This is a genomic window from Acetobacter aceti, assembly GCF_002005445.1.
In the GTDB taxonomy this organism is placed as follows: domain Bacteria; phylum Pseudomonadota; class Alphaproteobacteria; order Acetobacterales; family Acetobacteraceae; genus Acetobacter; species Acetobacter aceti_B.
Genome location: NZ_CP014692.1, coordinates 64223 through 87135 on the forward strand (window position 1 = coordinate 64223; position 22913 = coordinate 87135).

At 59.5% G+C, this 22913-nt stretch carries 20 protein-coding genes; 16 read left to right on the forward strand and 4 right to left on the reverse strand.

What is annotated here, in order from left to right:
* Positions 1–32 precede the first annotated feature (32 nt).
* From argS to ilvD, 11 genes are all read left to right on the forward strand, one after another.
* Entirely contained in the window at positions 33–1820 is a 1788-nt protein-coding gene (gene argS, locus A0U92_RS00295) for an arginine--tRNA ligase (RefSeq protein WP_077811487.1), read from the forward strand.
* The gene (locus tag A0U92_RS00300) at positions 1817–2878 is read left to right on the forward strand and encodes an SPOR domain-containing protein (protein WP_077811488.1); all 1062 of its coding nucleotides are present in this window, start codon (positions 1817–1819) and stop codon (positions 2876–2878) included. The genes argS and A0U92_RS00300 overlap by 4 nt, the downstream gene beginning before the upstream one ends.
* Positions 2847–3722 carry a segregation and condensation protein A gene (locus tag A0U92_RS00305; RefSeq protein WP_077811489.1) on the forward strand — a complete coding sequence of 292 codons (876 nt, stop codon included), beginning with the start codon at positions 2847–2849 and terminating at the stop codon, positions 3720–3722. The genes A0U92_RS00300 and A0U92_RS00305 overlap by 32 nt, the downstream gene beginning before the upstream one ends.
* Before the next feature lie 200 nt (positions 3723–3922).
* The gene (gene scpB, locus A0U92_RS00310; protein WP_408736130.1) at positions 3923–4639 is read left to right on the forward strand and encodes an SMC-Scp complex subunit ScpB; all 717 of its coding nucleotides are present in this window, start codon (positions 3923–3925) and stop codon (positions 4637–4639) included.
* A 439-nt stretch (positions 4640–5078) separates the two neighbouring features.
* Complete coding sequence (locus tag A0U92_RS00315; RefSeq protein WP_077814162.1) at positions 5079–5798, forward strand: glycoside hydrolase family 108 protein; 720 nt, start codon at positions 5079–5081, stop codon at positions 5796–5798.
* Between the two features lie 105 nt (positions 5799–5903).
* A complete protein-coding gene (locus A0U92_RS00320) occupies positions 5904–6275 on the forward strand; it encodes a nucleoside triphosphate pyrophosphohydrolase family protein (RefSeq protein ID WP_077811491.1) in 372 nt (123 codons plus the stop codon).
* 212 nt (positions 6276–6487) lie between these two features.
* Positions 6488–7153, forward strand: a complete 666-nt coding sequence (locus A0U92_RS00325) for a CvpA family protein (RefSeq protein ID WP_077811492.1) — start codon at positions 6488–6490, stop codon at positions 7151–7153.
* Positions 7154–7207: 54 nt separating this feature from the next.
* Entirely contained in the window at positions 7208–8707 is a 1500-nt protein-coding gene (purF, locus tag A0U92_RS00330) for an amidophosphoribosyltransferase (RefSeq protein WP_077811493.1), read from the forward strand.
* Between the two features lie 69 nt (positions 8708–8776).
* Positions 8777–9829, forward strand: coding sequence for an NAD(P)H-dependent flavin oxidoreductase (locus A0U92_RS00335; protein WP_077811494.1), 1053 nt, complete (start codon positions 8777–8779; stop codon positions 9827–9829).
* Positions 9830–9964: 135 nt separating this feature from the next.
* Positions 9965–11125, forward strand: a complete 1161-nt coding sequence (locus A0U92_RS00340; protein ID WP_077811495.1) for a glycosyltransferase family 32 protein — start codon at positions 9965–9967, stop codon at positions 11123–11125.
* Positions 11126–11341: 216 nt separating this feature from the next.
* A complete protein-coding gene (gene ilvD, locus A0U92_RS00345) occupies positions 11342–13204 on the forward strand; it encodes a dihydroxy-acid dehydratase (protein WP_077811496.1) in 1863 nt (620 codons plus the stop codon).
* A gap of 624 nt (positions 13205–13828) precedes the next feature.
* Here ilvD and A0U92_RS00350 read toward each other — a convergent pair.
* Positions 13829–14158, reverse strand: a complete 330-nt coding sequence (locus A0U92_RS00350; protein WP_077814163.1) for a low molecular weight protein tyrosine phosphatase family protein — start codon at positions 14156–14158, stop codon at positions 13829–13831.
* A gap of 186 nt (positions 14159–14344) precedes the next feature.
* Here A0U92_RS00350 and A0U92_RS00355 point away from each other — a divergent pair, with 186 nt between their 5' ends.
* The 4 genes from A0U92_RS00355 to A0U92_RS00370 all read left to right on the forward strand — a co-directional run bounded on the left by A0U92_RS00355 (position 14345) and on the right by A0U92_RS00370 (position 18285).
* A complete protein-coding gene (locus A0U92_RS00355; RefSeq protein ID WP_077811497.1) occupies positions 14345–15544 on the forward strand; it encodes a cytochrome b in 1200 nt (399 codons plus the stop codon).
* Positions 15545–15546: 2 nt separating this feature from the next.
* Positions 15547–16296, forward strand: coding sequence for a cytochrome c1 (locus A0U92_RS00360; protein ID WP_077811498.1), 750 nt, complete (start codon positions 15547–15549; stop codon positions 16294–16296).
* Positions 16286–17182, forward strand: a complete 897-nt coding sequence (locus tag A0U92_RS00365; protein ID WP_077811499.1) for an S-methyl-5'-thioadenosine phosphorylase — start codon at positions 16286–16288, stop codon at positions 17180–17182. The genes A0U92_RS00360 and A0U92_RS00365 overlap by 11 nt, the downstream gene beginning before the upstream one ends.
* A gap of 173 nt (positions 17183–17355) precedes the next feature.
* Complete coding sequence (locus tag A0U92_RS00370; protein ID WP_236748202.1) at positions 17356–18285, forward strand: C1 family peptidase; 930 nt, start codon at positions 17356–17358, stop codon at positions 18283–18285.
* A 137-nt stretch (positions 18286–18422) separates the two neighbouring features.
* On the opposite strand, the gene A0U92_RS00375 is transcribed toward A0U92_RS00370, so the two are convergent.
* Positions 18423–19190: a Crp/Fnr family transcriptional regulator gene (locus tag A0U92_RS00375; protein ID WP_077811500.1), complete on the reverse strand. Its 768-nt coding sequence runs from the start codon at positions 19188–19190 to the stop codon at positions 18423–18425.
* A 683-nt stretch (positions 19191–19873) separates the two neighbouring features.
* Here A0U92_RS00375 and A0U92_RS00385 point away from each other — a divergent pair.
* Positions 19874–20662 (forward strand): OmpW/AlkL family protein, encoded by a 789-nt coding sequence (locus A0U92_RS00385; protein ID WP_077811502.1) that lies wholly within the window; start codon positions 19874–19876, stop codon positions 20660–20662.
* Between the two features lie 354 nt (positions 20663–21016).
* Here A0U92_RS00385 and A0U92_RS00390 read toward each other — a convergent pair whose 3' ends face one another.
* Positions 21017–21760, reverse strand: a complete 744-nt coding sequence (locus tag A0U92_RS00390) for an endonuclease/exonuclease/phosphatase family protein (RefSeq protein ID WP_077811503.1) — start codon at positions 21758–21760, stop codon at positions 21017–21019.
* A complete protein-coding gene (locus tag A0U92_RS00395; RefSeq protein ID WP_077811504.1) occupies positions 21757–22824 on the reverse strand; it encodes an AI-2E family transporter in 1068 nt (355 codons plus the stop codon). Before A0U92_RS00395 ends, A0U92_RS00390 begins: the two co-directional genes overlap by 4 nt.
* Between the last annotated feature and the right edge of the window lie 89 nt (positions 22825–22913).

Here is a 22913-nt window from a genome sequence, read left to right on the forward strand (position 1 = left end):
CGCGCCAAACACAAAGGGAGGAGCCCGCACGCATGTCTGACTGTCTGTTCCAACGCTACCGCGCACATGTACTGGATGTCCTGCGTCGCATCGTGCCGGATATCGACGAGGATCTTCTCGCCCGCGTGGAACTGACGCCGACACGCGACCCTGTTCACGGTGACATGGCGACAAACGCGGCGCTGATCGCGTCCAAGCCAGCGCGTCGCAAGCCCGTCGATATTGCAGCAGATATCGCGACATCGCTGCTCGGTGTTGAAGGCATCGCCTCCGCCGAGGCGGCCGGGCCGGGCTTCGTCAACATCACCCTCAACCATTCCGTTCTACAGGATGTCATCCCCTCCGTGCTGAAAGCCGGTGAGGCGTTTGGTGACTCGCAGATCGGCAAGGGAACGAAGGTCAACGTCGAATACGTCTCCTGCAACCCGACCGGCCCGGTCCATGTCGGTCACTGTCGCGGCGCGGTGGTCGGTGACGCGCTGGCCAATCTGCTGGACAAGGCGGGCTACGACGTCACCAAGGAATTCTACATCAACGACGCGGGCAATCAGGTCGCGGCGCTGGCATGGGCCACCTACTGGCGTTACCTTCAGGCCATCGGTTCGACGATGGATGCCGAGGCGTTCAACGCCATCACGCCGAACGGTCTGCAATATCAGGGCGAGTATCTGATCCCCATCGGACAGGCTCTGGCCGAGGCTCACGGCGCTTCGCTTGCAGAGGACGGCGCAAAGCCCGCTCCCGCCGAGAAATGGTTTGCGCTGGTCAAGGATTTCGCCGTCGCCCGCATGATGGACGGCATTCGCGAGGATCTGCTGACGCTTGGTGTGAAGCATGATGTCTTCACTTCCGAAGCGAAGGTGCTGGCGGACGGCGTCACCGACCGCGCCATCAAGGCGCTCGAAGACAAGGGCCTGCTTTATGAAGGCGTGCTGGAGCCGCCCAAAGGCAAGCTGCCGGATGACTGGGAGGTCCGCCCGCAGACCCTGTTCCGCTCCACGGAATTCGGCGACGACGTGGACCGTCCGCTCCGCAAGTCGGACGGCACGAACACCTATTTCGCCAATGACATCGGCTACCACCTCGACAAGGTCGAGCGTGGCGAGCAGGTGCTGATCGACGTGCTGGGCGCGGACCACGGCGGCTATGTCAGCCGCATGAAGGCGGCCGTGAAGGCGCTGACAGACGGCAGGGTGCCGCTGGAAGTGCCGCTGTGCCAGATCGTGCATATCGTGCGCGACGGCCAGCCGGTCCGCATGTCCAAGCGCGCCGGTACGTTCGTGACGTTGAGCGATCTGCTGGATGAAGTCGGCAAGGACGCCGTGCGTTTCACCATGCTGACCCGCAAGAGCGACGCGCAGATGGAGTTCGATCTGGACGCCGTGGTGGCGCAGACCCGCGACAACCCGGTGTTCTATGTGCAGTATGCCCATGCCCGCTGCCGTTCGGTCCTGCGCGCCGCCGAGGAGATGCTCGGTGCGGAGGCCGTGGCGTCGGACGCACTGGGAAAGGTGTCTCTCAGGGCGCTTATCGCCGACGCCGAGATTGCGCTGCTGCGTCGGATCGCGAGCTGGCCCCGCACGATCGAAGGGGCCGCCGTTGCCCGCGAGCCGCATCGGATCGCCTTCTATCTGGGCGATCTGGCCGCCGACTTCCATGCACTGTGGAACCGGGGTCGCGATGAGACCACCCTGCGCTTTCTGCAGGACAATGACCGTGAAGGAACCCTGGCCCGTGTGGCGCTGGTCGCGGCGACCGCCATGGCCATCCGCTCCGGTCTGGCTGTCATGGGTGTTGAGCCCGTCGAGGAAATGCGATGACCGAAAGCGATTCCCCACCACCCAATCCGCACGAAGACCGTCTCAGTCGTGCCCGTGAGCGCATGGCGACGGACTATGATGACGACATCCCGCCGCCGCGTCGGCGTGAGAAGGGCGCGGGCAGGGCGTTTGCGCTCGGCTCACTGCTGCCTGCCGACAGGACAACGCGTGCGCTGACCTATGGCGCGGTGGGGCTTGGGGCCCTGCTGCTGGTCGGAGTGGGGGGCTGGTCGTTGCTCGGTCACCATCAGAGCGGCATTCCCGTCTTTGGGCCGCCTCCTGAACCCATTCGCGAGAAGCCTCTTGATCCGGGCGGCATGGAACTCAACGACATGATGCCGCCGCCCATGGAAACGGAGCAGCAGGGTGCGACGCATCTGGCGCCTTCTCCCGAGCAGCCTGACCCGGCGGCGCTGGCGGCCCGTTATGGTGCGGCGGCGAAGGATGACGCCCTGAAAGAGGCTGCGCCGAAAGAAGAGACGGCGAAAGCTGCGGCTCCACCTGCGGAAGAAAAGACAGCCGTCGCCGGGAGTGAGCAGGCTCCTGCGCCGGAAGAATCCAATGCGCCTGCTGATCCGGAAAAAGAGGCTCCCGGGAAGGCGCTGCCGAGCGAAGACAGCACCACCGCTCCTTCTGCGACCGCAAAGGAAGCGCCTGCTTCGGAGGCTGGTAACGGGGCCATTGAAGAGGCTCCCCCGGAGGCCAGACAGCCGGTTGCCCCGACAGCCAGGGTTGCCAGCAAAACAGCAAAACCTGTCACCGACAGGCCTGAGGCGACGAAGGCAGCAGGCGCCGTGTCCGCTGCGGCCTCCGGACCTTACGGTGTTCAGCTTGCCGCCCTCAACTCGCAGGATGCCGCCCTCAAGGAGTGGGACAGAATCAGGAGCATTTCCCCGGATCTCTTTGCCGGGCATTCTCCTGTGATCGAGAAGGTGACTCACACCAACGCGATTTTCTACCGTCTGCGCACCAGGGGTTTTGACAGCATCGCGTCCGCCCGGACGTTCTGTGACAGTCTCCGCGAACATGGACATGCCTGTAACGTCCTGCGCCCCTGAGTTCATGCTCGCCGACTTCGGAGTCCGTGGCGTGTGCAGCCCGGAAAAAGGTGACGGAACAGGAGAGTCGCAGGAGGAAGGGGGGGAGCTTCGGTCTCCCCTGCTGCATCTGGACGGCTTCGAGGGGCCGCTGGACCTGCTGCTCGACCTTGCGCGGGCGCAGAAGGTTGATCTGGCCAGGATTTCGATCCTCCAGCTTGTCGAACAGTACCTCGCTGTTGTGGAGTCCGCCCGGTCGATCCGGCTGGAGCTGGCCGCCGACTGGCTGGTCATGGCCGCTTGGCTGGCATGGCTGAAATCCCGCTTGCTGCTCCCGCCGGAAGACGGGCCGGACGAGGAAGCCGAGGATGCGGCGGAGCTGCTTGCGGCCCGTCTGGAGGAGCTGGCCCGTATCGGGGCTGCGGCTGAATGGCTGGCGGCCCGTCCGCAGCTTGGACGCGATGTCTTTTCCCGTGGCGCCAGCGAGACGCTTGTGGAAATCGACCGGTCCGGTCTGGCGCTGGATGTCCCTCAACTGATGCGGGCCTACATGGCCGTCATCCGGCGCTCGGCGCGCCATCGGATCTACACGCCACGGACCATCCGGTTCTGGTCCGTGCAGGACGCGCTGGCGCGGCTGCGTAAACTGCTGGGCAGCACGCCGCCGGGCTGGAACGCGCTGGACGACTTCATGCCGGATCTTCCTGATGGCGCCGACGAGGTCGAAGGTGTGCGGATCCGGCGCGCAGCCATGGCGGGCACACTGATCGCGGGTCTTGAGCTGGCCAAAAGCGGCATGCTGGAACTGAAACAGGAAGAGGCGTTCGGGCGGATCATGCTCAGACCGCAAGGGGAAGAGGCATGAACGAGACCGTGCAGTCGCCGGACGATGACAACGCCATTCCGGCTGAACTGTCCCCGGAGAGCCATTTCCTGACCGGACAGGAGACGTCTGTTCATCAGGTCGCTGGTCCGGTGGAAGAGAATACTTCAGGTCAGACTCTTTCTTTACCGCAGATCTCGTCTCCTGAATCCTCCGGAACGGTGGACGAAGACGCCGCAGTGATTGCCGCGCTCACCCAGAGCGAAAGCCGGCAGCCGCTTTCGATAACGCCATCCGACGAAGCCGTCCGGCTTGTGGAGGCGATGATTTTCGCCAGCACTGACCCCGTGAGCGCCCGCGCCATTCTCGGTTTACTGGAAGGGCAGGGACTGGTTCCGGACGCCGTGGATGACATTGGAGCCTATGTCCGCGCTGTGCTGGCCACTCTTGTCGCCCGTTATGCAGGACGCGGCGTCGTGCCGGTGGAAGTGGCCGGAGGGTGGCAGTTTCGGACGGCCTCTGATCTTGCTCCCCGGCTCACACGGGTCATGCCGAAGCCGCGGCGGCTTCAGAGGGCGACCATGGAGACGCTGGCGATCATTGCCTATCACCAGCCTTGCACCCGCGCCGAGATCGAGGAAATTCGCGGTGTCAGCGTCAATCAGAACACGCTTGATACGTTGATCGAGGAGTCACTGATCGCGCCGCGTGGCCGCAAGGAAGTGCCGGGACGCCCGGTCCTGTGGGGCACAACGCCTGACTTCCTCCGCCATTTTGGTCTGAAAAGCCTTAATGATCTACCGCGTCGGGAAGAGCTGATGAGCGATACGCTCACATCGCCCCGACATCCGCTGGACAACACGGCTGATCTGCTGGCGCCCCGCCCCGCCCCTGCTGAAGAAGCGGAAGGCGTGATTGTTGAGGAAGAGGCGGCTCCTGACAGTCCGGAAGAAAACTGAAGCTGGCTTTTGACGCAGGGCCTTGAGCGCTGTGGACAGGATCTGATCTGCTGGTTTTCTCTGAGTTCTTATGTGAGTGGTATTTGATGTGGCTTGCTGACGGCGAACAGTATTGGAATTTTCGTTTCTGACAAAAGACGGGATTTCTGCCGGATTTGAATGTGCATTTTTTAAATATATAGATTTTTTCATATGAAATGAGATGAGTGGCGGCCTTGTCAAAGGTAAGCATGGAAACGTCACGCGCCGCCGACTGGAACTGAAGCGCCTGTTTCTGTCCGCAGAACAGTGTCTATCACTTATGTCAAACAGAACTGAAATTAAAAAGGTTTTGAAAACACATCATTTTTTGTGTGGAGACGGATACTTTCCGCAGGCCGTGTGTGGTCTGCCTTCAGACCTGAACCGGTATTCTATGACAAAACCGGAGAGAGGCGCTTTGACTGGCCAGAATTTTGATGCCTGCCTAGATTTTGTTCGTACTGCAGAGGGTGGGTATAGTGAGGATCCAAAAGATCTGGGTAACTGGCTTCCTGATGAAAATGGCCGCAAGGGCGTTCTGATCGGCAGTCATTACGGTGTATCTGCGGCTATGCTGGCGTCCTGGAAGAAGCCCCATCCTGTTTCGCCGGACGACATGCGCAATCTGGATCTGGATACTTTTGACGCTATCGCACGTTCCAGATTCTGGAATCCGCTAGTCTGCACCGCTCTTCCTCCCGGACTTGATCTCATGGTGTTCGATTTCGGATGGAACTGCGGGGTTTCGGCGTCAGCCCGCCTGTTGCAGAGAATGGTGGGGGTTACGATGGACGGCTGTATCGGTCCGCAGACTCTTGCCGCACTGAATCAGATGAATGCCTCTGATCTTCTGCCCCAGATTGATCCGGAAAATCTTGCCACATTGCACGCACGTCTTGGTTTGCCGCCAAGCAGTGGAATCGGTCCCGAAGTAAAGCGGGCCCTCGAATGCAGGCAGACGATGGCGCTGTTGCTGGTGCTTGTCCTCTCGGGAATGCAGGAGCGGGAATACAGGGTGCGGGCCGGTTTCAGACGATGGGGGCGAGGCTGGCTGGCACGCACGAAGCGCCGGACCGAAACAGCCCTTGCGCTTGTCGTTGCTGCCAAAGGCAGGGAAACAGCTTCTGGCATGTACTGATATCTGGCTGGCGTCTGCCTTTATCGGAGTCTGAAACTTCGTTGCGTTGATATTGTGCTTCTGTTCTGATTGACGCGCCCCCTGAATGTTTTTCATGATGCTGGGATGACATCTTCTTCTTCCGGCGCCACCGAAAGTCTTGTTCCTTTGCTTCGCGCAACGGTGAAGCGGGAGGATGTGACCCCAGACGAGGATGTGACCCGTCATCTTGCCGGAGTCCTTGGTCTGGTCATGGCGGAATGCACGGCGGCGGCGATCGAGGGTGACAGGGAAGAAGTCGTCCGGAGCAGCGCAGGATTTATCAAGGGGCTTATTGCGATATGGGCCGATCAGGGTCTCGACCCTGACGCAGTGTGGACAGAGTTGCATTGCCGCATCGAGATGGGTGAATTGTGCATGCGCCTCAACCACGCCTCAGGTCTACATAAGGGGCGTCGCAAGGGGCCATGGCGGGTTGCGACCAGCAAGCTGCCATAATGTTCTGCGACGAGGAGTCTGTGCGTGCTCAATTTGTAACGTAAGGTAAAGCTTCGTTGCAATTTTAAGAGGACGTTCAGAACTCTCCGGCTAGTCCTCCCTGAGACCGGAAGGTGAGGATGAAGAGGCTGCCGTGTTGTGAGGATAAGCACTCCATTGTTCCGGATCAGACTGGTATGTGACGCGGTCACGCCTGATCAGGATGCCCTCTGATGACAGCCCCTCTTTCGTTTCTGTCCGACCATATTCCCGCCTGGGATACAGTTCTTCTGGCCGTACGTGAGGCCATCCAGACAGTGATGAGTGCGCCGACGTCCGCTCCCGCCTTGCTGGTGGAACTGATTCTGGCGCTGTCGATCGTCAGCGGACTCAGAAAAGGCTTCACACGGGAAGTGATGGGACTGATCGCATGGGGAGTGGCGGGGGCGGTGGCGCTGCAATACCGGCATCTCTTCGTCGAACGGGTGATCCCGACCATGCAGCCCGTGGAACTGGCGAGTGGTATTGGGTTTGGCGTAATATTTTTCGGGGGGCTGGCTGTAGGGGCTCTTGCATCCAGCCTGTTCGCCCACCTTATCAAGATCTCGCCACTGGCAGGACTGGACAGACTTTTGGGTGGTCTGTTTGGTGTCCTGCGCGGTGGAACAGTCATTGTGACCCTCTACATGACCACTCACTGGGCGACGACCACCAATATGGTTGTGGCCGGGCAGCGTGGCGACGGAACAACAGAGAGTGCGATAACGACAGCACTGTCCTATATGGCGCCCCTAATGTCGAGATTTGTGCCCGCAGACCTTGCGCGGGAAGCCGGCTCAGGCCATGACCTCGGCGGGCCGGATGATATTCCTGGCGAGGCTTACCCAGAGAACCCCTGACGCGCCACGTAACCGGGTCTGCGTGGATGATGATCGGGGCAAGGATGAAAACTGATGTCCGAACAGCTTTCTCTCCGGCAGACGGCGGTGACCACCCATCCATGGGCCGACGACCGGCAGGAGGGGGATGACAAGTTCCACGAAGAGTGCGCCGTTTTCGGGGCATGGAATGTCGCGGACGCGGCGGCCATAACGGCTCTCGGTCTGCATGCGCTCCAGCACCGCGGACAGGAAGCGTCCGGCATTGTCAGCTATGATGGAAAGAAATTTTCCTCCCATCGCGGCCTCGGCCTCGTAGGCGATGTCTTCCATGACACCCGGATCATGGCCGGCTTGCCCGGCTCATGTTCGGTGGGACACAACCGCTATTCCACGACCGGTGATACACTGCTGCGCAATGTGCAGCCGCTATTCGCCGAGTTCGAGTTCGGTGGCCTTGCCGTCGCGCATAACGGCAACCTGACCAACGCCCACGGTCTCCGCCGCGCGCTCATTCGTCGTGGATGCCTGTTCCAGTCCACAACGGATACGGAAGTTTTCATTCATCTCATCGCCATCTCGCTTTACGCAACGGTTGAGGATCGCCTGATCGACGCGCTCAAGCAGGTGCAGGGCGCTTATTCGCTGGTCGTGTTGTCACAGGATGCCCTGATGGGTGTGCGCGACCCGCTGGGCGTGCGTCCGCTGGTTCTCGGCAAGCTGCCGGGTGCGGCAAACGATGCGTCGGGCTGGGTGTTCGCCTCGGAAAGCTGTGGTCTGGATATCGTCGGCGCGGAGTTCGTGCGGGATGTCGAGCCGGGCGAAATGGTTGTCATCGACAAGAGCGGAGTGCGCTCGGTCAAGCCGTTCGCCGCACAGCGTTCCGGCTTCTGTGTGTTCGAATACATCTATTTCGCTCGTCCGGATTCGGTTCTGGACGGCATGCCGGTCTACAACGTCCGCAAGCAGATCGGTGTCGAACTGGCCCGCGAAAGCGGCATTGAGGCGGACGTGGTCGTGCCGGTGCCGGATTCGGGTGTGCCGTCAGCGATGGGCTACGCTCAGGCAAGCGGCATTCCCTTCGAGCTGGGGATCATCCGTAACCACTATGTCGGACGGACGTTCATCGAGCCGACGGACCAGATCCGTAATCTTGGCGTTCGCATGAAGCATTCGACCAACAGGCCGATGCTGAACGGGAAGCGGGTCATCCTCGTCGACGACTCCATCGTCCGTGGCACAACGTCCCGCAAGATCGTTGATATGGTGCGGGCTGCCGGAGCGACGGAGGTCCATATGCGGATTTCCTCGCCACCGACCAAGCATTCCTGTTTCTACGGCATCGATACGCCGGAACGCAGCAAGCTGCTGGCGGCCCAGCATGACATCGCGAAGATGGCGGAACTGATCGGCGTGGACAGCCTCGCCTTCATTTCCCTCGACGGCCTTTACCGTGCGCTGGGTCATGAGGGTCGCGACGCGGAACACCGCCGCTACTGTGACGCCTGCTTCACTGGTGATTACCCGATTCCGCTTGTTGACCATGACCAGGAGTTCGGCCCCGGCACAGCCTGAGCCGGGATATACCCTGAACGCCGGGCATCCGTGATGGGAGCCGGACAACCCTTCCGGTGCAAGAAGCCCATGCTGATACAACGCCTCGGTCTGGAAGTTCCGGTTCTGCAGGCTCCAATGGCCGGAATTTCCACGCCGCTGCTGGCGGCGGCGGTTTCGGAAGCCGGAGCATTGGGCAGCCTTGGCCTCGGCGCAATGACGGTGCCGGCCGCCCGCGAGGCCATCAGACAGACGAAGCAACTGACCCGCCGTCCATTCGGTGTGAATGTCTTCTGTCACGCCTCGGTTCCGCTGCCTGCCGCGGAAGCGACGGCATGGCTCCGCTGGTTGCGCCCTGAATTTGAGCGTTACGGCGCAAGCCCTCCCGAGACCTTACGGGAAAACTATCCGTCCTTTCTCGACGATAACGCCATGCTGGACATGCTGCTGGAAGAGCGGCCCGCCTGTGCGAGCTTTCATTTTGGTCTGCCCGGCGTCGCGGCCATCCGGCTCCTGAAGAAAGCGGGTCTCGTACTGCTTGCGAGCGTGACCAGTGTAGAGGAAGCCCGACAGGCCGAAGCGGTCGGGATCGATGCGCTGATCGCACAGGGTTATGAAGCCGGAGGACATCGCGGTGTCTTCGATCCGTCAGCTCCGGACGGGCAGGCTGATACGAAGGCGCTTCTCGCCGCTCTAAAACCGGTAACATCTCTGCCCCTCATTGCGGCAGGCGGCCTGATGACCGGGTATGACGTGCGGGACATGCTGAACGCGGGCGCTGTCGCCGCGCAGTTGGGAACCGCGTTTGTCGCCTGCGACGAAAGTGCTGCTTCCCCCGCTTATCGCGCAGCCCTGAGAGACGCGGCCGAGAGCGGAACCGGGATGACCGCGGCGATTTCCGGTCGTCCGGCGCGCGGCCTGCGGCACAGGTTTCACGCATTGGCTGACCGGGCGGATTGTCCGAAAATCCCGCCTTATCCCTATACCTATGATGCGGCGAAACAACTGGATGCTGCGGCCAGAGCCCAGGGCGAGTCAGGCTATGGCGCGTTCTGGGCCGGAACGGGTGTGGCCGGAGTGCGGGCGATGCCGGCGGGGCAGCTTGTTGAAACGCTTCGGCAGGAAATCGGAATTGCCGACTGAGCGCGGACAGAAGATGCCAGCCAATCCATGGAATAGTCTGGACGTCGTTATTGGAATGTTGAATACCCCGAACTATCTAATATTCTGCGTGGGAATAGAGGCCAGTTTTGGGCCAGGGGCGGAAAAGACCTGATTATGTCGAGTGACACGGTAAAAAATGAGACATTCCTGACCCTTCCGATTGAGAAAACATCGGATTTCACGCTTGAAGATCTCGCCGACAACCATCAGGCGATGAATTATTTCCACAAGCACGGTGCTGCGACTGTCGAGCATGCCTTTGCTCTGGCGAATATTCTGCACATGTATAAGCAGGTGAAAGAGGCGGCCTATTTCTATGGTCTCGCCTTCAACCTGCATTCCAAAAATCCGAATGAATTCCCACTGGCCTCCTCTCTGTTGCAGGCCCGCCTGCTGTGCCTGCTCAAGGCCGGGATGAGCCCTCCCGAGGACGAACTGGCGCAGCTGAAAGCGCTGTCCCAGCCGATCTATGATTATATTCTTGGGATCGAGATCGCCTGGCGGCAGCATGATCCCAGGGCGGCCCTTGAACGGATGGGCAACTGCTTCGAAGCCTTTCACACGGGCGAAGAGGTGGACGTGCTCTATCTTGAGACGGCGCTGTCGGTTCTGCCGCAAGCAAAAATTCCAACCCGCCCGAGCGATGAGCAGACGATTCCGGCGAAGATCTATCAGTATTGGGATCAGAATCCATCTTCTGAAATCACGGAAAATCTCGCCTATCATCAGGAGCTGGAAGCGTTTGACGTCCAGATGTTCAATCGCGAGTCAGGTGCGGAGTGGCTTTATGAGCGCTATGGGCGGGAAGCACAGGATCTCTTCCTGCACGCCCGTCATCCTGCCGAGGCGGCTGATTTTCTCCGTGTGCATGTGATTCAGGAACAGGGCGGCTGGTGGCTGGATGCTGATATCCGCATTGTCGCGCCGGAAATCCTGGAAGATAGTATTGCAAAAAAGCCGTCTCACGTCTTCTTCGTGACGGACAATTATTACGTTCACAATGACTTCTTCGGCAGCCGTCGGAACAGTCCGATCCTTGCGGACTGCCTGCTGTCACTTTATCGCAACAGCTATCTCTTCCGGGATCTGTATATCGCCTACAAGACCGGGCCCGGTGTGTTCAATCGTGCGCTCAATCGCCGCCTGCATACGGCCATCAAGACGGGAAAACCGTTTGATCCCAGTGTGATGGTCCTGCGTGCGCCGGAATTCAACAGCATTATTCAGGACATGGATATGGCCTACAAGAAGGGTGGCAACTGGCACGCCGCCTGAGCGGTTTCTGCAGCAGGCCGTTGACCGGAAGACCACCAAAGGCTCGTCTTGGGTAACCGCTATTGAAAGAAGAGGCGCGGGAGGCGCGGTTCAGCCCATGAATCTCCTGCTCCTTGGCTGACTCGCCCTGTTTTTCCCGCTATACGGCCCCATGTTGAAGGTGGAACACCATTTTCGTCGTGTCCCGCCCTGTTTCAGATCGGAAAGAACAGTCTAATGGCCGGTTACCGCTCCCGCACCACCACCCACGGCCGCAATATGGCCGGAGCCCGCAGCCTCTGGCGCGCCACGGGTATGACGGACGCGGATTTCGGTAAGCCGATTATTGCTGTCGCCAATTCCTTTACCCAGTTCGTCCCCGGTCACGTCCACCTGAAAGATCTCGGCCAGCTTGTCTGCGAGGCCATCGCGGAAGCAGGCGGCGTCGGGCGCGAGTTCAACACCATCGCCGTCGATGACGGCATCGCCATGGGGCATGGCGGCATGCTCTACAGCCTGCCTTCGCGCGAACTGATCGCCGACGCCGTGGAATACATGGTCAACGCCCATTGCGCCGACGCGCTGGTCTGCATCAGCAACTGCGACAAGATCACGCCAGGCATGCTGATGGCCGCCATGCGCCTGAACATCCCCGTGGTGTTCGTCTCCGGTGGTCCGATGGAAGCGGGTCATGTGAAGGACGGCGAGATCGACAAGGCCATTGATCTGGTGTCCTCCATGGTCGCCGCCGCCGCTCCGGGCGTCACGCAGGAAGAGTCCGACATCATCGAGCGTTCGGCCTGCCCGACCTGCGGCTCCTGCTCCGGCATGTTCACCGCCAACTCGATGAACTGCCTGACCGAGGCGCTCGGCCTGTCCCTGCCGGGCAATGGCAGCCTCGTCGCCACCCATGCAGACCGTCGCGAACTGTTCCTGAAAGCGGGCAGGCTCGCTGTTGAACTCGCCAAGCGCTATTATGAGCAGGGCGACAGCAGCGTTCTACCGCGCTCCATCGCCACGTTCGAGGCGTTCGAGAACGCCATGACCGTCGATATCGCCATGGGCGGTTCGACCAACACCGTGCTGCATCTCCTCGCCGCCGCCCATGAGGGGCAGGTGCCGTTCACCATGGCCGACATCGACAGGCTGTCCCGTCGCGTGTCGAACCTCTGCAAGGTCGCGCCGTCCAAGGCCGATGTGCACATGGAAAATGTCCATCGCGCCGGTGGCGTGCAGGCCATCATGGGCGAACTCGACCGCATGAAGCTGCTGCACAGCGATATCCCGATGGTCCATTCCAAAAGCGTCGCCGAGGCGCTGGCGCAGTGGGATGTCGGCGGCGAGACGGCGACCGGCGAGGCCCGCACCTTTTACAAGGCCGCTCCCGGCGGTGTACGCACCACGCAGGCGTTCTCGCAGGCCAGCCGTTACAAGGAACTGGATCTCGATCGTGAAAAGGGTGCGATCCGTTCCGGCGACCATGCGTTCAGCAAGGAAGGCGGTCTCGCCGTGCTGTACGGCAACATCGCGGAAGACGGCGCCATCGTGAAGACCGCCGGTGTGGCCGAAGGGCTGCTGACGTTCTCAGGTCCGGCCCGCGTGTTCGAGAGTCAGGATGCCGCCGTGTCCGCCATTCTTGGCGGCCGCATCAAGGCTGGCGATGTGGTGGTGATCCGCTACGAAGGACCGAAGGGCGGTCCGGGCATGCAGGAGATGCTTTACCCGACCTCCTACCTGAAATCGAAGGGGCTGGCTGAGTCCTGTGCGCTGATCACTGACGGCCGTTTCTCCGGCGGCAGTTCGGGCCTGTCCATCGGTCACATCTCGCCGGAAGCGGCGGAAGGTGGCGCGATCGGCCTGATCGAGGATGGCGACATCATCGAGATCGACATCCCGAACCGCGTGCTGAAAACGAGCGTGACCGACCCCGAGCTTTCAACCCGTCGTCAGAAGATGGACGATCGGGGCGTCGAGGCATGGAAGCCGGTGCGTGAGCGTGTGGTCTCGACGGCGCTCAAGGCTTACGCGGCGTTGACGACCAGTGCGGCGCGCGGTGCTGTGCGTGATCTGGCGCAGCTGGATCGTCGTTCTTCGCGGTAAGGGAAAGACGGTTCGTCCTTTCGGTCGTGCCCACAGAGTTTCGTAGAAAGTCTGACTCTGTGGGTGGCTTGAAAAGAGTCTGTCCGGACTGCGCAGTGATACTTCACCATGACGTTTGGAAGTCGTTGCGTGGTCATGAAACTGAAGAGCGCCTCTCAGGACAATGCTCCGCGTCCAGCAGGAGCCGCTCTGCTTATCTGGCGCATGGCCTGAGATGTTATCTCAGGCTTGGCCTGAAAAGCTTATGGAACTATCGAGGGCGCATCACGGGAGCCATTGATGAGAGTCCTGAAAATGTCGGCTTTTTGGGTCTGTATTCACAGGAAATGTAATATTGGCGCGTCTTATTGATAATTTATCTGTTGAATTTCTGGGTTTGATCGCATCATCCTAAATATTTCTGATGATTTTTGATGGGGTCTCTATCTACAATCCGGATACTGTTGCAGATTTTTTTGAATTTCTTCTTCTGATATGCAGTGAGACGTCATTTTTGGCTGCATCCTTCAGCGTGCGGAAGATCAGGCAACGTTCCACAAAAAAGAAATTTCTGTGGATGCAGATTCTTATATTTCTATAAATTTTAGGAAAGATTTTCAGATCGCCATGCAATAAAGACGGTTTTCAGTGGGCAGGAAAATAACGCGCCAATCTCGTCTGAAGCAGTGTGATCAACTCCGGGTCCATAAAGGTGAACTTGTCGGGGATATCGAGGCAAATTACCCGTCTGCCGTTGAGAGACGCGCGAAATCGTTTCTGCACTTTGGAACGATGAACCTTCTCCATCACTACGATCACATCCGCCCACTGGACCAGTTCAGGTGTGAGCGGATTTTCGGCGTCATTGTTCGTTCCAGCGGATGCTACTTCAAGATCTGGTCGGGATGAGAAGACTGCCTCGGCGGTGGGGCTGCGAAGCCGGTTCTGACTGCACACGAACAGGACGTTTTTCATGGGTGTCTCCTTGGCGTCAGATTCTACATCCTGATGATTAATGATCGCTGTCGGGGAGCCGATCCGGTGCATCCGAATATTAACAGAGGCGCTCCTTGCAGCGAGGCTCGTGGGGATGATTGCTGATCCCGTGGACCTTCCGCCTCAACTGAATTAGGTGTTCACAGGGAAAGCAGGGGAACGCCCATGACAGGTTCGTCGTCGAGCGACAGGGAGTGCGATGGAGCCAAGAAGGACTGGCTCGACAGCCGCCTGCCTGTGCGGCGTTTTCTCTCCGACCAGTTCCGACATTTTCCGATGCCGCGCTCGGCCAGCATGCTCTGGACCGTAGGCGCCATGCTGTCGGCGATGCTCGTTCTGATGCTGCTGTCCGGTCTCGTGCTGGCCATGAATTACACGCCGACAGCCGCAGGAGCGTTCGCGTCCATCGAGGCCATCGAGCGGCGCGTGCCATCCGGCTGGCTGATGCGGTCGATGCACATGGCGGGGGCGAGCCTGTTTCTTGGCGCGCTTTATCTGCATCTGTTCCGTGGCCTGTATTACGGCTCCTACAAGAAACCGCGTGAACTGGTGTGGCTGCTCGGTCTGCTGCTGCTGGTGATGACCATGATCACCGCCTTCGCCGGATATGTTCTGCCGTGGGGACAGATGTCCTATTGGGGCGCGGATATTGCCGGAAAGGCGCTGGCGTCCATTCCAGTGATTGGTCCGTTTGCGGAGCGTGTGTTTCTGTATGGCGATCAGCCGGGCGACGGCACGCTGCACCATCTTTTCGTACTGCATTTCACACTGGCGTTTGCGATTGTCGCTGTGGTCGGCCTGCATGTGGCGGGCGTGCATGTTGCAGGCTCCGGAAACCCGAGCGGGATTGAGCCGGACCGAAAGGGAAGCCTGCCCTTCTCACCTTATTTCGCGATCAAGGACCTCTTCGGAGTGGCGATTTTCGCCATCGTACTGGCCGCGGTGATGTTCCTGTTTCCGGACCTTGTGACGGAAGCGTCAAATTATCGCCCCGCCAATCCTTTGCGCACCCCGACAAATATTGAGCCTGAGTGGTATTTTCTGCCTTTCTACGGAATGCTTCAGGCTATTCCATTCAAGTTCGGTGGCCTCGTTGCTTCGATGGGAGCTGTGGCGGTGCTGTTTCTTGTGCCGTGGCTCGATACGTCCCCTGTGAGATCCGCCCGGCAAAGACCGCTCATTCGTATATCCACGATCCTTCTCGTCGTCGCGTTCGTAACGCTGGGTCTGGCTGGAAAGCATCATGTGGAGGGGGGCTGGCTGATCATCGGGCGATGCGCGACGGTGTTCTATTTTTTCCACTTCCTCGTGGTGCTGCCCTTTGTGTCCCATCGTGAAAATGTGGCTCTGGAGCACGCATCGTGAGGATGAAGTCTGTCTTTCCCGTCTTTGCTGTAGCGCTTTTCAGTGCGTCGCCCCTGCAGGCGCAGACGTCTCCCGATCACGATCATGCGCCGCCCCAGCACTGGAGTTTCGAAGGGCCGCTGGGCAATTTTGACCTTGCCGCCGTGCAGCGCGGCTATGTGGTTTATGAGCAGGTCTGTTCATCCTGTCACGGCATGAAGCATGTTCAGTTCAGAGATCTGGAAGGCATGGGTCTTGATGCCGAGGCCATAAAATCCATTGCGTCCGGTTATCAGATTCAGGACGGGCGGGATCTGTCCGGTGTGCTGAAATATCGTCACGGTCTGCCGGACGACGCGTTTCCGACACCCGTAAAACCGGCAGGCGTTCCAAAAGGTATGCTGCCACCGGATCAGTCTCGGCTGGCCGTGGTGTATCCGGGTGGTCCAGACAGGGTTTACGCGCTGATCACGGGGTATGGCCCTGCTCCGGAGGGTGTGGCGGTGTCGCCCGGCCAGTTTTACAACCGCTTTGCACAGGGGCGGCGGATTGCCATGAAACCGCCATTGCGGGACGGCGAGGTTCATTACGCCGATGGCACGCCCGCCACAGTCGAGCAGGAAGCCCGCGACGTCACGACTTTTCTGGCGTGGGTCGCGCAGCCTCATCTGGTCGCGCGTCATCGGACCGGTGTGCGTGTGATCGTCTATCTGCTATGCCTCGCGCTCCTGCTTTTTATGCTGAAACGGAGAATCTGGTCCAATGCCGAATAGTCCCGCACAAAAGATCAAGCCGGTTATCGGCATTATCGGCGGATCAGGGCTGTATGATATCGCCGGGCTTGAGAACAAGGAATGGCGGCGCGTCGATACCCCCTGGGGCGCTCCGTCTGACGAGCTGCTGTTTGGCACGCTGAACGGCGTCCGCTGCGTGTTTCTGCCCCGTCATGGTCGCGGCCATCCGATTCCGCCGTCACGCCTGAACTATCGCGCCAACATCGCGGCGATGAAGATTGCGGGGGTGACGGATATCATTTCCCTGTCGGCTGTCGGCTCCCTGCGCGAGGATCTCCCGCCGGGACATTTCGTGATTGTGGACCAGTTCATTGATCGCAGTTTTGCCCGTGAGAAGAGCTTCTTTGATACGGGCTGCGTGGCGCATGTCTCGGTCGCTGATCCGGTCTGCCCGCGTATTGGCGATGTGGCGGAGCAGAAGCTGAAAGAGCTGAACATCGCCCATACCCGGGGCGGCACCTATCTGGTGATGGAAGGCCCGCAGTTCTCCACGCGCGCGGAGAGCGAGCTGTATCGCAGCTGGGGGTGTGCGGTGATCGGCATGACCAACATGCCGGAAGCCAAACTCGCCCGTGAAGCCGAGATCTGTTACGCGACAGTGGCGATGGTGACTGACTATGACTGCTGGCATCAGGATCATGACAGCGTCACGGTCGATGCGGTTGTTCGTGTCATGCAGCAGAACGCCGAGCATGCCCGCTCGCTTGTCAAGGCGATGATCCCGGCTCTCGGGAAGTCGCGTGGTCTCTGTCCGGCCGGGTGTGACCGGGCTTTGGAGCATGCGTTGATCACCGCGCCGGAGCGACGGGAGCCTTCCCTGCTGAGCAAGCTGGAAGTCGTTGCCGGGCGCGTTCTCAGCCATTAGTAAGAGATTGTTGCAGGTAAACAGTAAAGTTTTCGGGTGTCGTCTTTTGGTGAGGGCGACACTCCCCAAGATTTTCCGGACAACGCTTCACCAAAACGCCCCATGAGTTGCGGAGAGTTTTGCTGGAGGCTTTTGCATTGGCCTCCAGATCCCGTTCTGCAGAACATGTCTGGATGCGTATTGACGCAGCGGGAGCGCTGCTGGTCGGTCTTTTCTTTCACGTGGTCAGAAAGACTTCCGAAGCACATGCCCCGGTCATATGTTTCAGGAGGCTGAAGGAAGCTCTGCCCCTCTTCCGCGCAGGGACACGTATCGTTCTCCACATGCTTAATAGTGGAGAAAACAACACCATGCTTCAGCGCAGACTGGGCAAGAAGCCTGCTCGCCTGGACCCGCGAACCTACCGCCTTTCCACCTCACTCAGTTTTCGTCTTCCGGCTCCCCCGCCTACGGTGAACTGGGCTGAAAATGTGAACTGGCCGATGTGGTGCAATGATCGTCTTGGATGCTGCACCCAGGTCTCTGTCGCCTCCGCCATCCGGACATGGACCGGCACTGCGCTCACTCCGATTGTTCTGAGTGATGAGCAGGTTGTCGCCAATTACAGTGCGGAATCGGGCTATGTTCAGAATGAGCCTTCAACGGATCAGGGAGGCGTCGAAGTTGAGGTCCTGTCCCGATGGTGTCGTGAAGGCTATGACCGGCCGGGCCAGACACGGGATTATCTGACGGCGTTTGGCTATATCAATCCGCGAGACACGCTGTCCGTTCACCGCGCGATTGCCATGCTCGGAGGGTTGTATATCGGTTTGAGCCTTCCCGAATATGCCTGCTCCGGAAATAACGACTGGGTTGTCGATCCCTCCGCCGATAACAGCATCGCCGGCGGCCATGCCGTCTGGTTGCATGGTTATGATTCAGACTGGCTCTATCTCAATACGTGGGGTGGGGTCCGTCGTATGTCCTATGGCTTTTTCACCGCGCACTGCGATGAAGCCTACGGCCTGATTTCCCGTCAGAACTGGACAAACCTGAAAGGCGTGTCTCCGGAAAACGAGACTGTGGATGACCTCGTCGAAGAACTGAAGTCAGCAGCGACGTAAGGGGATATTCCGGAAGCGGCTGAAAAGCGGGAAAGCATTCTCCGGGATTATATCAGACTGTCCTCGGGAATGTGACTGTTTTGAAGCAGGGTAATATCCAGAATGCAGAGGTGTCAGAAGGCGTCCTGTCCGGGACGTTATTCCTCGCCTCTGGCGATGGTTTGCAAGCGGGACGGTGTGGGGACACTGATCTCGTGACCGGCGCCTGTCGTGACCAGCCCTTCCCGTCGCAGGCCACTGATCGTCCGGCTTACGGTTTCCACGGTAAGGCCCAGAAAATCCGCGATATCCGCGCGGGTCATGGGGAAGATCAGCCTGGCGTTGCGGGGAATGTCGTCGCTGTAACGCTCGACCATCTGACCGTAAAGAAAGCTGGCGACTCTCTCTCTCGCGGTCTTGCGTCCGAGGAGGAGCATCTGGTCCTGAGCCGCGACCAGCTCGTTGGCGGCCTCGTTGCGTAGACGTCGTTCCAGTCGTGGGAATTCGTCGATGATTGTTTCAAGGCGTTCGCGTGAGAAGCGGCAGAGACGGACCTGATCAATGGCCTCGGCGCTAAAGGCGTAGCGATCCGATACGGCAAGGCCGAGGAAATGACCGATACCCACAAAACCCATAATCTGCCTGCGACCATCGGGCAGTGATTTGAAAAGCTTTACCGTCCCGGAGGTGATGTTGAAAAACTCTCCGGCATCGGAGTCTTCTTCTATGAACTGCCGTCCGGGCGGAATTGTCACCCGCACCGCGGCCTTTGCAAGCTGGGCCAGTTCATCATCATTCAGGGCGCTGCAGATGCCGTGCGCCCGTACTTCGCAGACTGAGCAGGCCTGACATCCATCCATGCCGGCAATGACGATTCGTCGGGGGTAGGACGGAATATTTCCGGCTGTCAGGGCAGATACTGACATGGCTTGTCTTTTTCTCCGTCCGGATGTGGCTTCTATGGTCTGCCTGTATCTAGCGCGAATGAGAGCGGACCACACCCCCTGAGATCGGGTGACAGGCTTGATTTAAATCATTGTGAAAATGGCGGCACATTGGACTGTGCGGAATCCTGCCCGCCAGTGAAGGAGGCGCCGTGCTTCCGGACAGACTTCTTTCTGCCGGTCAGGTTGATGTCCGAAGGGAGTATGTCCGCTGTTCATCAGTGTGTCCGGATGAACGGGATCGTTGGATCTGGCCGACAGAGGGCAGATGAGATCGTCAGTCATTATTGTCGGGAAGCAGACGAAAAGCTGTGTTTTTCTGGTGTGTTATGATGAGACGTCGGCATCGCGTGGCAGTGCCGTCTGTCATGTATGAGTCTCTATAGCAAGTGAGAGATCCATCTTTCGGAGACCGGGATCACCCTCAGTATTATGCACGAGATCGCCTGCCGGAACCCATGCGGCGCGCGCCGTTTTCTCTGGTCGCCGTATCATGGAGCGAGTGGCGGCAACGCATGATCCCGCCTGGGCGTGGCGATTTTCACACTGTTGCATAAAAAACTCACCTCTCCGGAAGTTGTTGTGAATTGATCCAGATCAACGCCGTTGGTACGCGGGGTATGGTTTCAGCGGCGAACATTACAGTTTGATAAGAGTAACGCCCCATGATGAAGACCGGATCCTTTCTGGCGGCCACGCTTCTGGCCGCCAGCGCACTCTGCGGCGCAGCCCACGCTCAGACAGCTTCTGCACCTGCGGCGGCTTCCGCCTACGTCAATGCACCGGTAGCGGCTCCGATCGCTCCCCCGGTTGATCGCAGCGGACATTGCGGGATTTTCGAGACCTGCTCCAGCACGAAGATTGGTCTCGGTCGTGGCGATTTCATGGTGCGTCTGTCCGGCGTCGGCATCCTGCCGCAGGATCGTGACAGCAAGGTGAGCCTGAACGGCCAGCGTCTGCCGGGAGCGCACATCTCCACGACCAATCAGGCGATGCCTGAGCTGACCCTCGAATACTTCCTGACCGACAATCTTTCGCTGGATCTGATCGCGACCAGCACCCGTCACGAAGTCTCGGGCCATGGTGGCGCTCTGGGCGCCAAGACGGACGTTGGCTCCGCATGGGTGCTGCCGCCGACCCTGACGGTCGCATGGCATTTCCGTCCACATAAGCGCTTCAACCCGTATGTTGGTCTCGGCGCCAACCTGACCTGGTTCCACAGCATGCACGGCGCGAATGGCCTGAAGCTGAACTCCGGCTTCACCGGAGGTCCGTCTGTCAATGTCGGCTTTGACTACCAGATCGTTGGCAACTGGTTCTTCAATGCCGACGTAAAGCAGGTTTTCATGCGTATGCATGCCTGGGCACAGGATCCGGCCGAAACCATTCGTATCCGCGCTCATGAGTCCCTCGACCCGACCGTTGTGTCGGCTGGTATCGCTTACCGCTTCTGATCGTATGCGCGGCTCTGTCATTCCTGCTCATGCGGGGATGACAGAGCCTACTTTGTACGGACCATTCGACGGTCACGCTGTTGATGGAGTCGAAACATGCGGCTGGTGCGGTCTTTTGATGGGGCCTGACGCCTGCTCTTCCACCGATCCCGGTGTGCCTGATCTGATGATGACGCCGTTGGACTGAAGCGTCTGTTCTTGTGCAGGGCGGGAGTCCGGAGGATGAAACAGATGAGTGCTGAAATCACTCTGATCTGCTTCCCCTCAAAAATAACCTGAAGATCGTAAAGAAGTTTTTGGTGAAGCTTTTTTCAAAAAAGCGGCAACCGCTTTTGCGCCTTTTATCATCAGGCGCTATCCCGCCTGAGTGGCTGCCTCAGGCCGTGCGTCGGGCATTGTGGCGCCCGGTCGCAGCGTGACCATGATGGGCCTGTGATCGGACGCGAAGACCGGCAAGACCTCAGCCTGTTCACAGACCGCGCCCCGGATCAGGCAACGGTCGATGCGGATGGGGACAAGGTCGACCATTCTGTGGGTGGGGGCGCGTGGTCCAGCATCCGAAAAGCCTGGCACCAGTGTTGGTCCCACCAGATTGAAATCTCCCAGAATGGCCGCCGGAGCTGGGAGAATGGCCGACAGACGCCGGAGCTGGCGTCGGTTCATGATCTGCCCGTGCGACAAATGGACGTTGGCGACAGTGAGAGAGGGCAGGCGGATGATCTGCGCGATACGTTTCACAATCATGCCGGACGGTATGACGCATGTGCGGGGCGCGCGGGAAAAAGGCGTGCGACTCCAGCAGGCCATGCCATGAATCCGGCCGGGGAGTGGCGAGCGGGCGTAATAGCCTCCCACCAGTTCCGGGAGCTGATCGATCTCCTCGGTTGCTTCCTGCATCAGCAGCAGATCAGGTTGTTCTCTCTCAAGCAGCGTCAGCACATCCCGAATGCTTGCGCCCACGCTGTGCAGCAGATTCCAGCTGATGATCCTGAGTTCGACATCGCCCTGCCGGGCAGGAGAGGCGATAATCCGGCCCCGGAGACGGGAGCGGCGGCGTATCCGTTTGAGAAGTGGTTTCAGCTTGGGCGTGGCCATTATGTCTCCGATGTCTTCCGGTCCTGCTGCAGGTCAGCAACACGGCCGGCGGCGAATTCAACGATCAGGATATAGCCGACCGCAAGAAGGACCGGGCCGAGAAAGATGCCCAGCCCGCCAAACTCCAGCACGCCTCCGATCACGCCGATGAGGGTCAGCAGATAAGGCAGTTGTGCGCCCCGTGCGATGAAGATCGGACGAATGATATGGTCCGCGCCGGAGATCAGGATAATCCCGTAAAGCGCCAGAAAGATGCCTCTCCAGAGGTGGTCCGACACGGCCAGCCAGACAGCAGCCGGAATCCAGACCAGAGGGGCTCCGATCGGGAGTACCGAGAGAAATGCGGCGAGGGTGCCAAAGAGCACGGATTCCGGGACATGCACAATGTAAAAGCCGATGCCTGTCAGCACGCCCTGTACAATCGCCGTTCCCAGCAGGCCATAGACAGTCCCCCGAATAGTGCCGCCGACAATGCGCAGGATACGGTTCGCGTGACGTCCGGCGACCCGACCAATCAGCTGACGGATGGTCCGTCCCAGTGAATCGCCGCTCAGCCAGAAGAAGAAGGCTATGAAAAGCGCCATCGCCAGATGCAGGCCGCCACTCGCCAGCTGCATGAGAACTGAAATGACAGACTGGGCGATGTCACCGGCATAGGGACGCAGGCTTTGCCCGATATGGCTGAGATCCTTGCCCATCTGGCCCCACGCCTGTGTGATCTCGTCGCCGGCAAGGGGGAGCCTGCTGAGCCAGACCGGCACGGGCGGCAGGCGGAGATTGGGTAGAAGGGTGTCTGTCAGGTCCGTCAGGACCTGTGGCGCATCAGCCAGCCCCTTGGAGGTGATGCCTGCAATGGGGACCACGATGCAGATTGTGCTGAAAACGGTCATGCTGATGGCGGCGGTTGCGGGACCCACATGCCGTCTCAGTCTGAGAAGGATGGGCCAGGTCACGAAGGTGAGGATGGCCGCCCACAGAATGGCGGAAAGGAAGGGCGCCGTGACGACCGCGCAACCGTAGGCCACGCCGAGTATCAGCAGCCCGGAGATGAGTCGTTCAGCGTTCATGACGCCAGAATCCTGCGTTTCGTTTCACGGTGTCACAGGTCTGCCTGCGCGCCCGGTCTTTTCTAGGATGAAAAGCCACTGTTTCTGGA